The sequence below is a fragment of the Kitasatospora sp. NPDC001540 genome (assembly GCF_042894345.1).
Classification (GTDB): domain Bacteria; phylum Actinomycetota; class Actinomycetes; order Streptomycetales; family Streptomycetaceae; genus Kitasatospora; species Kitasatospora phosalacinea_C.
The window spans coordinates 33,983-47,173 of the sequence record NZ_JBIAVO010000003.1; the positions used below are offsets into that span (position 1 = coordinate 33,983).

General features: G+C 74.3%; 12 protein-coding genes and 1 pseudogene. 5 read left to right on the plus strand and 8 right to left on the minus strand.

Translation table 11 applies throughout. From position 1 onward, the window contains the following. Positions 1 to 29 precede the first annotated feature (29 nt). Entirely contained in the window at positions 30 to 1,802 is a 1,773-nt protein-coding gene (locus ACFY00_RS05310) for an LCP family protein (protein WP_388027448.1), read from the minus strand. Between the two features lie 447 nt (positions 1,803 to 2,249). Further along, complete coding sequence (locus tag ACFY00_RS05315) at positions 2,250 to 3,167, minus strand: ScbA/BarX family gamma-butyrolactone biosynthesis protein (protein ID WP_388027450.1); 918 nt, start codon at positions 3,165 to 3,167, stop codon at positions 2,250 to 2,252. Positions 3,168 to 3,559: 392 nt separating this feature from the next. On the opposite strand from ACFY00_RS05315, the pseudogene ACFY00_RS05320 reads away from it, so the two are divergent. Both ACFY00_RS05320 and ACFY00_RS05325 read left to right on the plus strand, forming a co-directional pair. Beyond that, a pseudogene (locus tag ACFY00_RS05320) lies at positions 3,560 to 4,023 on the plus strand (BTAD domain-containing putative transcriptional regulator); the annotation flags it as partial. A gap of 166 nt (positions 4,024 to 4,189) precedes the next feature. After that, positions 4,190 to 4,684: a hypothetical protein gene (locus tag ACFY00_RS05325; protein ID WP_388028036.1), complete on the plus strand. Its 495-nt coding sequence runs from the start codon at positions 4,190 to 4,192 to the stop codon at positions 4,682 to 4,684. Positions 4,685 to 4,849: 165 nt separating this feature from the next. Here ACFY00_RS05325 and ACFY00_RS05330 read toward each other — a convergent pair whose 3' ends face one another. From ACFY00_RS05330 to ACFY00_RS05355, 6 genes are all read right to left on the minus strand, one after another. Beyond that, positions 4,850 to 5,311 (minus strand): DUF2000 domain-containing protein, encoded by a 462-nt coding sequence (locus tag ACFY00_RS05330; RefSeq protein WP_388027452.1) that lies wholly within the window; start codon positions 5,309 to 5,311, stop codon positions 4,850 to 4,852. 41 nt (positions 5,312 to 5,352) lie between these two features. Beyond that, entirely contained in the window at positions 5,353 to 5,661 is a 309-nt protein-coding gene (locus tag ACFY00_RS05335) for a hypothetical protein (RefSeq protein ID WP_388027454.1), read from the minus strand. Then, positions 5,658 to 7,412, minus strand: a complete 1,755-nt coding sequence (locus tag ACFY00_RS05340) for a pyridoxal-phosphate dependent enzyme (RefSeq protein ID WP_388027455.1) — start codon at positions 7,410 to 7,412, stop codon at positions 5,658 to 5,660. The genes ACFY00_RS05335 and ACFY00_RS05340 overlap by 4 nt, the downstream gene beginning before the upstream one ends. A gap of 220 nt (positions 7,413 to 7,632) precedes the next feature. Continuing rightward, on the minus strand, positions 7,633 to 8,205 hold the full coding sequence (locus ACFY00_RS05345) for a TetR family transcriptional regulator (RefSeq protein ID WP_388027456.1): 573 nt from the start codon (positions 8,203 to 8,205) through the stop codon (positions 7,633 to 7,635). Positions 8,206 to 8,303: 98 nt separating this feature from the next. Then, entirely contained in the window at positions 8,304 to 8,996 is a 693-nt protein-coding gene (locus ACFY00_RS05350) for an HAD family hydrolase (RefSeq protein ID WP_388027457.1), read from the minus strand. Next, entirely contained in the window at positions 8,993 to 10,183 is a 1,191-nt protein-coding gene (locus tag ACFY00_RS05355) for an acyl-CoA dehydrogenase family protein (RefSeq protein WP_388027460.1), read from the minus strand. Before ACFY00_RS05355 ends, ACFY00_RS05350 begins: the two co-directional genes overlap by 4 nt. A gap of 173 nt (positions 10,184 to 10,356) precedes the next feature. Here ACFY00_RS05355 and ACFY00_RS05360 point away from each other — a divergent pair, with 173 nt between their 5' ends. From ACFY00_RS05360 to ACFY00_RS05370, 3 genes are all read left to right on the plus strand, one after another. Beyond that, a complete protein-coding gene (locus ACFY00_RS05360) occupies positions 10,357 to 11,001 on the plus strand; it encodes a ScbR family autoregulator-binding transcription factor (RefSeq protein WP_388027462.1) in 645 nt (214 codons plus the stop codon). Between the two features lie 133 nt (positions 11,002 to 11,134). Further along, complete coding sequence (locus tag ACFY00_RS05365) at positions 11,135 to 11,854, plus strand: FadR/GntR family transcriptional regulator (RefSeq protein WP_388027464.1); 720 nt, start codon at positions 11,135 to 11,137, stop codon at positions 11,852 to 11,854. A 74-nt stretch (positions 11,855 to 11,928) separates the two neighbouring features. Further along, complete coding sequence (locus tag ACFY00_RS05370; protein WP_388027466.1) at positions 11,929 to 13,176, plus strand: CynX/NimT family MFS transporter; 1,248 nt, start codon at positions 11,929 to 11,931, stop codon at positions 13,174 to 13,176. Positions 13,177 to 13,191 lie beyond the last annotated feature (15 nt).

Here is a 13,191-nt window from a genome sequence, read left to right on the forward strand (position 1 = left end):
CCCCGCGCACGGCGCCCCGCGCACGGCCGTCAGCCGAAGGTCAGGTCGGAGCAGGCGTCCTGGTCCGCGGAGCGGGCCTCCCCGGCGACCTGGGAGGAGACCGGGCCCGGGTCGGTGGCCCCGCCCGGGGCCGTCCCGCCACCGGCCGCGGCCGCGTAGTCCTTGCCCAGGACCACCGAGATGCCGGACGTCCCCCCGGCCTCGACCGTCGCGCCGGGGAACAGCGCGGCCACGGCCTGCGCGCGCTCCTTCAACGCGGCCGAGGCGTACTGGACCACCGTGGTGGCGTGGTTCTGGCTGGGCGCGTTGCCGGTCGTGGTGACGGTGTAGTTGGCGGCCTTGAGCGTCGCGGCGGCCTTGTTGCCGAGCCCGCCGGTGGTGGTGCCGTTGTAGACGGCGACCTTCACGCCGGTGCCGTCCGCGGGCGGGGCGGGCGTCGCGGTGGGCGTCGCCTCCCCGGCCGGGGACGGGGAGGCGCTGCCGGCGCTGGCGTCCTGGTTGTCGAGGGTCCGGTCGGCCTTCAGCGCGGCCCACAGCTGGTCGACCTCGGGGTGGTTGAGGCCGATCTTGGCGCCCTCGTAGTGCCAGGGGGTGGTGATGAACTTGATGTCGTGCAGGTCGATGCCCTTGAGCGTCATCGCCAGGTCGGTCAGCTTCTCGACGCTGTCCAGGTCCTCGTCCACGGTCAGCGACTTCGTGGCGGCGTCGGCCAGCGGGTACAGGCTGGTCGGGCTCATCCCGTTCGACTTGACCTGCTTGATCAGCGACGAGAGGAACGCCTGCTGGCGCTTCATCCGGCCGACGTCGGAGCCGTCGCCGATGCCGTGCCGCAGCCGGACGTAGTCCAGCGCGGCCTGGCCCTCCACCTTCTGGACGCCCTTGTGGTAGATCAGCTTGCCCTTGTGGGGCAGGTTGGGGTTGAGGTCGCCCTCGTAGATGTCGTTGGGCAGGCAGACCTGGACTCCGTCGACGGCCTTGGTCATCGAGGCGAAGCCCTCGAAGTTGACCACGATGGTGTGGTTGACCCGCAGGTCGGTGAGCTTCTCCACGGTGTTCTGGGTGCAGGCCGGGTTGCCCTGCTCGGTGTTGCCGACCGAGAAGGCGGTGTTGAACCGGATGCCGGTCTGCTCCTTGGTCCACGTCTTGTTCGGCAGCTTGCAGCTGGGGATGGTGACCAGCGCGTCGCGCGGGATCGAGACGCCGACGGCGTGCTTGTGGTCGGCGTAGACGTGCAACAGGATCGTGGTGTCGGAGCGGGCGCCGCCGTCCTCGCCGCCGCCGAGGTCCTTGTTCGCGCCGTCGCGCGAGTCGGAGCCGATCAGCAGGATGTTCATCGGCTTGTTGCCGTTGGCGTCGGCCGCCGCCTCCGGGGGGCGGCTCTGGCTGACGCCGGACTTGTCCCAGGAGGAGAGGTTGGAGTTCAGCCGCCAGTAGAGGAAACCGCCGGTGCCGACCACCGCGACACTGGTGCCGACCAGGCTCCAGACCACGATCCGCTTGGTCCGGCGGGGCTTGCGGCGCCCCTGCGCCGCCCGCCGGGCCCCGGCCCGGCCGCCCTCCGGCGGCCCGTCCGCGTCCGCGCCCTGGGCCCGCCGTCCGCCCCGCCCCTGCGCGGCCCGGCGCGCCTCGGCCCGGCCCCCGGTGGGGGCGGCGTCGTGGCTGCCGGAGCGGCTGCGCGGCACCCGCGGCCCGGGTATGTCGTCGCGCTGGGGCGCGTCCTGCCGGTACGGATCACCCTGCGGGGGGAGGTTCTCCCACCACCCGGCGTCCTCACCCGACGTCCCCGCCCTGCGGCCTGTCATACCTGCACCCTTCACCGGAGGCGGCCTGCGGGCGCCTCTGCCACCGCTCCCCGCCGCGCGCGTCATCGCCGACGGACGGAAGGAGCCGGAGAGCGGAGCATACAAAGGGATCATTTCCGAGTCACTGCCCGGGGCACGCTCCGTGCAGTGGAACGCCCGTGCGCGGACCGCCGGTTCCCGGCCCGGGGTGTGAGCCTTGCAACGCGGCGCCGCGGGGGGCGGGGCGCGGGGGGGTCAGCGGAGCCGCGCCCGCGCGGGGTCCGCGACCCGGCCGCGCCCGCGGGGTCCGGTGCGGCCCGGTCGTCGCCCGGCGGGGGGCCCGCGTCCCGGCGGTACGGGTACGGCGGCGGGACGCGGATCGCCATGACCGGGTGGAGCTCCCGCCACCGGCGGAGGATCAGGTGGCGCGGTCTCCGGCGGAGCGCCCCGGCGGTGGTGCCCGACGGTTCAGTCCCTGCCTCGAACGAGCAGGTTGCCCTCGGCGACCACGGCGCCGCCCTGCTCGACGGCCACGCCCACCGCGGTGGCGCCGTCGTGGGACAGCGGCCGCCCGCCGCGGCCGGGTTCCACCCGGGCCGTCAGCTCGGCGGGGGCGTCCAGTTCGACGAAGCGGAGGAAGTCGACGTCGAACCCGGTGACGACCGCGCCGGGGTCGGCGAGCACGAGCCGCGCGGCCTGGCGCATCGACTCCATGATCACCATGCCGGGCACGTGGTCGACCGGGTGGTCGAACAGCACCGGGTGGTCGAGGTTGCTGCGGATCAGCCAGCGGTCGCCCTCGGGGGTCGGGGCCAGGGCGGTGTCCGCCGGGTGGTCGCGGCCGACCAGCCCGGGAGCGACCGGCGTCGGCAGCGGGAGCGGCCGGACCTCGGCGCCCGCTGCCGGGCCGCGGAGCCTGCGGTACACCGCGGGGGAGACGCAGGTGAAGGCCGCGGAGGCCTCCCCGATCTCGGTCATCCCCCGGTGGATCCGCATCCGGTAGGTGAGGCCGGCGAGTTGGCCCCCCCGGCGCTGGACGTCGTGGCAGCCGGTCTCCAGGACGAGGTCGGTCGGGGTCGACCCGCAGGCGAGTCCGGCGGGGGTGATCCGGTAGGAGAGGCCGCTCATGATGTACGGGTTCTCGAACGGGACGCCGTAGCCCGCGTGGCCGACCATCAGGCCGACCTGGCGGACCGTCTCGGCCAGCAGCAGCGGGTCGTGCAGCCCGTGCTCGGTGCGGTAGAAGCCGTGCCCGCGCGGCCACTGGGCGGCGAGGACGAAGGCGTCCGGGCCGTCCTGGTGGAAGGCGGTGAGCATCACCTCGGAGACCGCGGCCCGGTGGACGTAGCGGCGCGGTACGGGCTGGTCGAAGAGCGAGTCCGACACCTCCTTCCCGTCACGACAGAAAGTACGTACACCGACTGCATCGGGCAGAACTGAGCACATGACAGACACCCTCCCCCTCGACACACCCTCACGGCGCGGTGGAAAAAACCTACGGGTAGGAATATTAATCTGCAAGGGAAGTCTCGCATGGTGAGACCGAAAACCCGCCGCACCCTCGCGACCTGCGCGGATCGACCGAGTGGAGGACCGTCCTCCCGCCTGCCGCCGCGAGACTGCGGATCGATTCGATCAAAGGCGGCCGAGGTCGCGTGCCAGAAACCTTCGCAAAGGTTTTTTTATGTTGCGCTGCGAGGGAGCCGATCGTGGACTTCGCCGTGCCGGGTCCGGTTGAGGTGCGCGACGAGAAGAACGACCTCACCCCTGCCGCCGCCATGACCCGGCGGGTGCTCGCCACCCTGCTCCTCCAGGCCGGGCGGACGGTCTCCAACGCGGCCTTGATCGAGGAGTTCTGGGACGAGGAACCGCCCAAGCCGGCCCGCAAGACCGTCCAGACCCACCGCTACCAACTGCGCAAGGCCCTCGGGGCGGTCCCGGGCGGCGAGGACCTGCTGGAGACCCGCCCGAACGGCTACCGGATCAAGCCGGAAGCCGTCGAACTCGACCTGCACGTCTTCGAGCAGCGCGTCGCGGTGGGCCGCTCGGCCCTGGCCGCGGGCGACCACGTGCGGGCGTCCGCCGTGCTGCGCGAGGCCGTCGGACCGTGGCGCGGCAGCGCGCTCGGCGACCTCCCGCACGGGCCGGTGCTGGCCGCCGAGGCGGTCGGCTGGAGGACGCCCGACTGAGCGCGCTGGAGCAGCGCGTCGAGGCGGACCTCAGGATCGGCCTCCACCGCGAACTGGTCGGCGAACTCAAGGCCCTGACCGTCCGTCACCCCACCCGGGAGGAGTTCGCGGCCCATCAGCGCGGCTTCCCCGCCCCCGCCGATCTGCTGTGCTGGCTGCGGCTCGGGCCCTGGTGTCCCGGTTCTCCGTCCGTTCGCTCACGACCCGAGGAAGCGAGCCGTGTTCGTACTCGTCGATCCGGTGTTCAGCGGTGCCGGTCTGGCCCGTGCCTTCAAGGAGCAGGGCACCGACTGCCTGGTGCTGTACAGCAGCCAGGCCGCCCGTACCGGGCGCGGGGAGGGCGCGGCGGCGTGGGCCGTCGTGACGGAGCCCGAGGAGGTCGGGGCCGCCCTCGGCTCCTGGACCGACTGGCCCGTCCTGGCCCGCCCGGCGACCGGCACCGGGGCCGGCCGGCTCTGCCGCACCCCCGCCCAGGTGCGGGAGGCGGTGACGGCGCTGCGCACCGGCCCCACCGGGGCGCAGCGGCCGGTGCTGCTGCACGGACGGCCGGACGGCAGCACGTACGAGGTGCTCACCGTCAGCTCGGCCGGCCGGCACCTCGTGGTCGAGGTCTACCGGCTGTACGAGAGCGAGGACGGCGCGGTGCTGACCCACCGGGACAGCGTGGCGCCCGCGCCTCGGGGTCGGGGCGCAGGAAGGAGCTGTCGGGGTTGACCAGCCGGCCACGGGCGCTCTGGACGTACACCTGCTCGACCAGCCGCTTCGCCTCGGCGTGCAGGTCAGGGAGGACCTCGCCGACCAGTGCGCCGGGTATCACGGTCAGGTCGGGTGCGGCGGTGTTCGCGGAATCCCCTCTCCTGTGATCCTCGGTCTTCCCGCTCACTTCCACAGGGAGAACTTCTTGGTGAGGGGGTCGAGTTCGTCGCGCCGGCCGAAGGCCGCCACCGCGTAGTACTCGATCTCCTCCTCGGGGGTGCCGGCCATCCGGACCAGCTGTTCGGCGAAGGTGTCCCCGGTCATCGCCGAGGTGAAGTCGTTCACCAGCAGCCCGGCGGCGAGCGCCTCGCCCCGGAAGCGGCGCAGTCCGGCCGCGCGGCCTTCGAGGACGACCAGCGACAGGCCCGAGACCGGGCCGTGCGCGTTGCCGTCGGCGTCCGGGAAGTTGAGGAAGGACATCTTCCCGGCGAGCTCCGGGTGGTCCACTGCGGCCTTGGCGGCCAGGCCGAGCGCGGCGTGCGCGGCCGCGTTCAGCGCCACGCCGGCGGGCAGCTTCGCCTTGAGGACCAGGGCGAACTTCCAGTCGGCATCGACGGCGGACGGCTCGGTGAACAGGTCGGACACGGGGTGCTCCTTCGACATGGTGGTTGCTCGGTGCCCTGTGCTCAGGGCACCAGGTAGAACTCGGCCTCGCCGAGGACGGCGGGGTTGAGCCGGTAGCCGGGGCGCCCCTGGAGCAGGCTGTCCGGTTCGACGCCCAGCGCGGTGGAGCGGGCGAACTGGTCCCGGCAGGCGATCCGGAAGCGCCGGACCACCTGGGCGATGGCGCTGCCGGAACGCCCGGTGCGGGCGGCCAGTTCGGCGGCGGAGACGTACGGGACGTCCCGCCCCTCGGCCCGGGCGGCGGCGAGGTCCCGGGCCAGTTCGCGGAGGATGGACACCAGGGCCGGCGGGGCGTTCTCGTAGATCGTCACCCCGTTGACCAGCAGGCTCTCGCCGTAGACGGCGAGGTCCAGGTCCAGCCGGTGCTCCCACCGGCTCGGGTGGTCCCGGCGGAGGCGACGGCGGCCGCCCCGGGTTCGTCGCGCTCCCCGGCCCCGGCGATCACGCCTTCCACGTACCGGCGTTGGGCGTCGGCGGTGCGGGCGGCGGCCTCCGGGTCACCGGCCATCAACCCGGCGATGACCAGGTCCGCGTACAGCCAGGCGGCGTCGGCGTAGTACGAGAACTCCCGGTACGTCCCGAGGCTGGCCCCGAAGGAACGCAGTGCGCTCTCCGGGGAGCCGGACGCACACTCCTCCAGGCCCCGCCGCCAGGTGATGAACGAGGTTTCCAGGAAGTCCCCCGGCCCGTCCATTCCGAGTTCGCCCGCCAGCCCGGAGAACGCGCGGGGGAAAACCGAGTCGGCGTACCCGGGCCAGCCCTGGCTGATGTGGTCGGCCACTTCCACGAGCTTGTCGAGGGACCTCTCCTCGGCGCCCTCGTAGAGCCGGCCGATCGCCTCCTTGATGCGCGGCAGCACCCGTCCGGTGTAGAGGATCGAGGTGTCCGCGTAACGGTCGGCGACCCCTTGCAGGGCCGCCGCCGACAATCCGTGCCCGGTGCGGACCGAGCAGATCCCGGCCAGGCAGAGCAGGACGGCGAGATCGTGCTCGTCGGTGCGGTGCAGGACGCTCTCGGGGAGATTCTCCAGCTCCTCCAGGGCCGCGCCCGGCGCGGGGACCGGTTCGCTGCTCGTCGCGCAGTCCTGGAGTTCGCGACTGATGTCTGGGATCCCCTGCATGACGGTCCTTCGATTTTCAGGCGACTCCGGAGAGGATAGCCGCCGGGGCCCGGGCCCCGGCGGCTTCCTCACCCGGTGGCTCCACCCCGATCGAGCGCAGCCACCCGTCGTTGTAGATCGTGCCGGCGTACTTGTCGCCGCCGTCCGCGCAGAGGCAGACCACGCGTTCGACCTCCGGATGCGCTTCCAGGTACCGGGCGCAGGCCGCCACCACGGCCCCGCCGAGGCCCCGAGGTGCAGTCCGGCGGATTTCAGGTCGAGTCGGCAGTAGCGCACCGCCCGGTGGATGTCCACGATCTCCAAGCGGTCCACCAGGGAGTCGTCGAGGAAGGTGGACGGCCGGCCGGCGCCGATTCCCGACAGGTGCCGCCTTCCCGGCGGGCCGTGGAAGGCGACCGAGCCCTCGATGTCCACCGCGACCATCCGGGTGGACGGTGACGCCTCGCGGAAGAACTGGCTCAGCCCCGCGAACGTCCCGCCGGTGGAGATCGCCGCGAACACCGCCCCGGGGGCCTGCGGGAACTGCTGGAAGATCTCGGGTCCGGTGAGTTGACGGTGAATCGCCGGATTCTCCGGATTGTCGTACTGATTCGTCCACACACACGGCGTCCACACCGAGGCGTCGATGAGCGGGAGTTCGGTGGCGTCGGCGCGCAGCAGGAAGGAGCGCTGCCGGATGATCCGCCGGGCGTTCTTCAGGCCGGTCGGGGCGATGTCCACGCCCAGGGCGGTGAAGCCCGCGTCCACCAGGGCGGCCAGGTTGCGCCCGTCGCCGCAGCCGAGGTCCACGACGGTGTTCACCTTGCGGGCGGACAGCGCCTTGATCGCCTCGGGGATGACCGGGATCGGGTCCTCCTGCCACAGCGGCGCGTCCTGCGTCTGCTGCTGGTAGGCCGCCTCCCAGCCGTACTGGAGCTCCTTGCAGGGGACGTCGGTGGTCACAGTTGCCTCCAGGTTCAGTGGTTCGGTGCGGCGGGCGGGCCCGGTCCCCGGTACCGCCGACACCCAGGGACTGCCGGGGACCTGCCAAGCGGCGGTCAGGCCGCGACCAAGCCGAGTCGGCCCGCGGCCCTCCCGGACGAGCCGGAGCGCCCGGCGGGAATCCCTGCCGGGTGCTCGGCCCGGCCGTTCCGGGCGGTCGACGCGGCCGTTCGGGAACCGGTCAGCCCAGGACGGCGGCCAGGAAGGTCCACGCCTGCCCGACCCGGTCGGGCGGACTGCCGACGGGCTGCGGACGGCCCACCAGGTGCATCCCCACCACGATGGCGAGCAGCACCAGGGCGACGGTCTCGGGCGGGAGCCCTGCGGTGGCCGCGCCCTCCCGCTGGACCCGCTCCACCGCCTCGGTCAGGTGGTGCTCGACCGTCTCGACCAGGTCCGGCCCGTCCGTCGCCCGGGGCCCGTCGGCCACCAGTCGGAACGCCGCCCTGAACCGGACGTTGCCGTAGTACTGCCCGGACAGCCCGAAGACCAGCCTGCGGAGCGCCTCCAGGGCCGGCGCCCCGGGCTCCCCGGAGGCGTCCCACTGCAGCGACCAGGCCTCGCGGGCCTGGCGGAGCAGTTCCTCCGCCAGGCCCTGCTTGGTGCCGAAGTGTCCGTAGAGGGCGCCCTTGGTCATCCCGGTCCGGGCCGCGACGCCCTGGACGGTGGCGTTGGCGTACCCGTGGAGGGTGAACTCCTCCGCCGCCGCGTCGAGGATCCGCTCGCGGGTCCGTCTCGCGCGCTCCTGCTTCATGGCCTCGCCCACCCTTTCCGACCTCCCCAAGCCAAAATACCTTCTCAAAGGTATTTTTTACCACGCGGACCGGCCGCCCCGGCCCGGCGGCCGGTCGGTCAGTCGTTCCGCGCTCCCGGCAGCACCGGCCAGCCCAGCGCGGCGGCCCGTTCCGCCAGCACCGGATCGTCGCCGACCACCACGGGGTGCCCGACCGCCCGGAGCATCGGCAGGTCGCTGGCGTGGTCGCCGTAGCCGTGGCACTGCGCCGGGTCCAGCCCCAGCCGCCGCATCAGCCCGAGGGCGGCCTCCGCCTTGGCGGCGCCGATCATCGGACGGACCACCTCACCGGTCAACCTCCCCTCCGCGTCCACCAGTTGCTCGGTGCACAGCACCGCGTGCGCGCCCAGCCCGGCCGCCAGCGGGTCGAGGCAGGCCCGCAGCGAGCCGGAGACCAGCACCACCAGGTGCCCCTGCGCCAGGTGCCCGCGCAGTGCGGCCAGGCTGTCGGGCAGGAAGGCCCCCGGAGTCCGCCGGTACGCCTCGCACCAGTCCGCGCCGACGCGTCGCAGCAGCGCCGCCGACTCCCCGGCGAACAACCGGTAGTACGCCCGGTTCAGCTCCTCGCGCGGCACCCCGGCGGCGGCCGTCGGCAGCTCGCGCCCGGGGAAGGCCGGGCCGGCCGCCGTCCAGCGGCGCCAGAGCGCCACCATGCTGTGGCCGCTGATGAGCGTCCGGTCGACGTCGAAGAACGCCGCCCGCCGCGGACGCGCCGGCGTCCGCGGGACGGCGACCGGCACGGCGGCGGTCACCGCGCACCTCCGGCGGCGGCCCCGAACACGGCGGCGGCGTACCCGGCGGCGGCGTTCTCGAACCGCAGGGCGCCGTGGCCCGCCGCGACGGTGACGTCGCGCCAGCGGCGCTGGAGCGGGTCGTCCACCGCCTGTCCGGCGGCCCCGGAGGACCGGAACAGGCGGTCCACCGCACCGGCCGCGAGTTCGGCGGCGAGCGCGAGGTCGCGCTGGTTGCGCGCGATCAGCAGGGGCGTCACCACCGGCCCGTCCTCGTCGGCCCGGGCGGCGGCGCCCTCCAGCAGCAGCGCGGCCGCCTCCACCTCGCCGGCCGAACGGGCCAGCGCCTGCTGCACGCCGGCCGCCCCGGCCGACCGCCCACCGGCGGGCACCCGCGCGGCGGCCCGCTCCGTCCAGGTCCGCAGCGCCCCCCGGGCGGCGCCCACGATCGGCGCGACGAACTGGAGCTGCGCCACCAGCGGGAACGGCACCCGGTGGCAGCGGGCCGCGCCCGGACGCGCCGTGCCCAGGTCCGCGAGCGTGAGGCTCAGCCGCTCCGGCACGAACGCCTCGCCCACCACCACCGTGTGGGAGCCGGTGCCGCGCATCCCCAGCGGGTGCCAGGTGTCGCGGACCTCGAAGCGGCCGCGCGGCACGGCGAAGATCCGCCCGATCGCGCCCGGCCCGCGCTCCGCCCCGCCCGGCCCGTCCGCGTCCCCGCCCCGGACGGCCAGCAGCACCCAGTCGGCGTGGTCGACACCGCTGGCGAAGCCCCACTCCCCCGAGATCCGCCACCCGTCGCCGCAGCGTCGCGCGGTACCGGACGGCGGTGCCACGGCGGCCGCGATCCGCACGTCCGGCGAGGCGCCCCACAGCTCCCGCTGCCCGTCCTCCGGCAGGTGGGCGGCGAGGCGGCCGTGGGCCGCGTAGAGCGCGCCGCACCAGGCGGTGGACGCGCACGTCTCGGCGAGGACCGAGACCGCCGTCACCAGTTCGCCGAACCCACCGGCCCGGCCGCCCCACCGGCGGGGGACGAAGTGCCGGGCGAAGCCCGCGTCCGCGAGCGCCCCGGCCAGCTCGGGGGTGAGCCGGCGGCCCTCCTCCAGGGCGCGGACCGAGCCGCGCGCCAGGTCGGACGGCGCGTCGGCGTCGGGGCCCGGGCGGGCGACGGCCGGTTCGGCGTCAGGCGGACGTACGGTCAGTTCCATGTGCGTGCCCTCCTCGCGGGCCCTCCCCGGCCCGGCAGGAGGTCTCAGCAGCGCGACCGTACCGGTACCCGACCCGTCGAGCTGGAAAATATACCGACGCGAAGGTATTCTGCAAGCGGCGCTCCGTCCTGTCGTCCCGAACCGACGGGCGCCCCCGCGCGAAAGGAACCACCGTGTCCGCCACACCCCCCGCCCTCGACTGGCTCCTCACCGCCCCCGAGGGTCGCAAGCCGGAGCTACGGCAGGACCGCGCGGTCAAGACCCGCGCCCTGATCCTGAAGGCCGCCGCCGAGCTGTTCAACGAACACGGCTTCAAGTCCACCTCGATCAAGGACGTCGCCGAGCGGGTCGGGATGACCAAGGGGGCCGTCTACTTCCACTTCCCGTCGAAGGAGACCCTCGCCATCGAGGTGGTGGAGGCCCACTACGGCCGCTGGCCGCAACTGCTGGAGAGCATCCTCGCCGAGGGGCTCCCCCCGCTGGACACCGTCCTGAAGCTGATGGACGCCGCGGCCCTCACCTTCCGCGACGACGTCATCGTCCAGGCGGGCGCCCGGCTCCAGTTGGAGCGTTCCCTGATCGACGCCTCGCTCCCGCAGCCCTACGTCGGCTGGACCGACCTGATCACCCGTCTCCTGGTCGACGCCCGCGAGGCCGGCCAGCTCCGCGAGGGCGTCGAGCCGGACGCCCTCGGCCGCGTCCTGGTCTCCGGCTTCTTCGGCGTCCAGCACGTCTCCGACGTCCTCAACGACCGCAGCGACCTCCTCCCGCGCTGGCAGGAGCTGCGCGACCTGGTGTTCGGCGCCGTCCGCGCCTGAGGCGACCCCCGAGGGCGGCGCGCCCCCTGCGGGGACGCGTCGCCCTCGGCGGCGCCAGTTGTAGGATGACCGGGCAAGCGGTTGTAGGATGACCGGGCAGGTCGGCGGCGAGCGTGGTGAGAGGAGCCCGGGCGTGGAGGGGTTGCAGGCGGCGGGGCGGCGGTCGTTGGTGGATGCCGCGATCGAGCAGCTGCGCGAGCAACTGGCGTCCGGGGTCTGGGCGGTGGGGTCGCGGATCCCGAGCGAGCACGAGCTCGCGGAGCGGTTGCAGGTCGGGCGCAACACGGTGCGCGAGGCGATCCGGGTGCTGGTGCACGCGGGGATGCTGGTGTCGCGGCAGGGCGAGGGGACGTTCGTCCGCTCGACCAGCGACCCGGCGGCGGTGCTGCGCGGGGTGCAGCGCTCGGGGGTGCGGGACGTGCTGGAGGTGCGGGCCGCGCTGGAGACCGAGGCGGCCCGGCTGGCCGCCGAGCGGCACACCCCGGAGGACCTGGCCCGGATGCGGGCCGCGCTGGCGCGCGAGGCCGCGGTGATGGCCGCGCACCCGGAGCGGGCCGGCCGGGAGGCCACCGTCGAGCACGACCTGGAGTTCCACACGGCCGTGGTGGAGGCGGCGCACAACCCCGCGCTGACCGAGGTGTACCGGTACTTCGGGGCCTCGGTGCGGGAGTCGATGCGCACCGCGTTCGGCGACCACGACATGCCGGAGGTGGCGATCGCCACCCACGCGGCGCTGGTCGACGCGATCGGGAGCCGCGACCCGGAGCGCGCCGAGGCGGCCTGCCGGGCGCTGCTGGCGGAGCCGACGGCGGCGGTGGAGCAGTTGCTCGCCGCGATCGCCGCGCGGAAGTGACCCGCGGCCCGCTCCCGCCGTCCGCGCCGTAGCCGTAGCCGTAGCACCACCGAGCACAGAGAGTCAGCCCAGCCATGTCGGTCACCCGTGCCGTTCAGCCCGCCCTCGACCCGAAGGTCGGTACCCGAACCACCGCCCGCTTCGCCCACCCCGCCCTGCTGCTGGCCGGGATCGTGCTGGTGGCCCTGAACATGCGGGCCTGCCTGGCCGCGGTCTCGCCGATGGTCGCGGAGATCCAGCGGACCTTCGGCCTGTCCGCGACCGCCAGCGGCCTGATCACCACCGTGCCGGTGCTGTTCCAGGGCGTGGGCGCGCCGCTGACCCCGCGGCTGACCCGGCGCTTCGGCACCGAGCGGGTGGTGCTGGGCGCGGTGCTGGCGCTGGGCGCGGGCGTGCTGCTGCGGGTGCTGCCCTCGGCGGCGGCGCTGTACGCGGGCTGCGTGGTGATCGGCGTGGCGATCGCGGTGCTGAACGTGTCGATGCCGGGCCTGGTGAAGCGGGAGTTCCCGCACAAGGCGGCCATGATGACCGGCGTCTACTCGACCACCATGCTGGTCGGCGCGACCATGGCGGCCGCGCTGTCGGTGCCGCTGGAGCACGCGCTGGGCGGCGGCTGGCAGGCCTCGCTGGGCGCCTGGTCGGTGCTGGCGCTGGTCGCCGCGGTGGCCTGGCTGCCGCAGGTGCTGCGGGCCCGGCAGCAGCGCACCGTGCCGGTGCAGGCGGCCCCCGCGGTGCCCGCGAAGGCGGTCCCCGGCAGCCCGTGGAAGTCCCCGCTGGCCTGGCAGATCAGCGTGTTCATGGGGATCTCCTCGCTGCTGGTGTACACCCTGGTGGCGTGGATGCCGACGATCCTGTCCGACCACGGGATGCCGCGCGGCGAGGCCGGCCTGGTCTTCGCGTTCAGCAACCTGGTGCAGGTCGCCGGGGCGTTCCTAGTGCCGCTGCTGGCGGGCCGGATGACCCGGCAGCGCGCTCTGGCGCTGGCGATGGCCGGGCTGAACGGGGCGGGCGTGCTGTGGCTGCTGCTGGCGCCGGTCTCCGGGGCGTGGTTCTCGGCGACGCTGCTGGGCCTGGCGCAGGGCGGCTCGCTGGGCCTGGGCCTGGCGTTCATCGTGCTGCGCACCGACAGCGTGCTGGGCGCGGCCCGGCTGGGCGGGATGAGCCAGGCGGTCGGCTACCTGGTCGCGGCGGCCGGTCCGGTCGGCGCGGGCGCGCTGCACCAGCTCACCGGCGGCTGGGACGCGACGCTGCTGGTGCTGCTGGTGCTGGCCGCGGTCGCGGCGGCGGCGGGCTGGGGCGCGGGCCGCAACCGGACGGTGTGAGACCCGGAGGGTGCG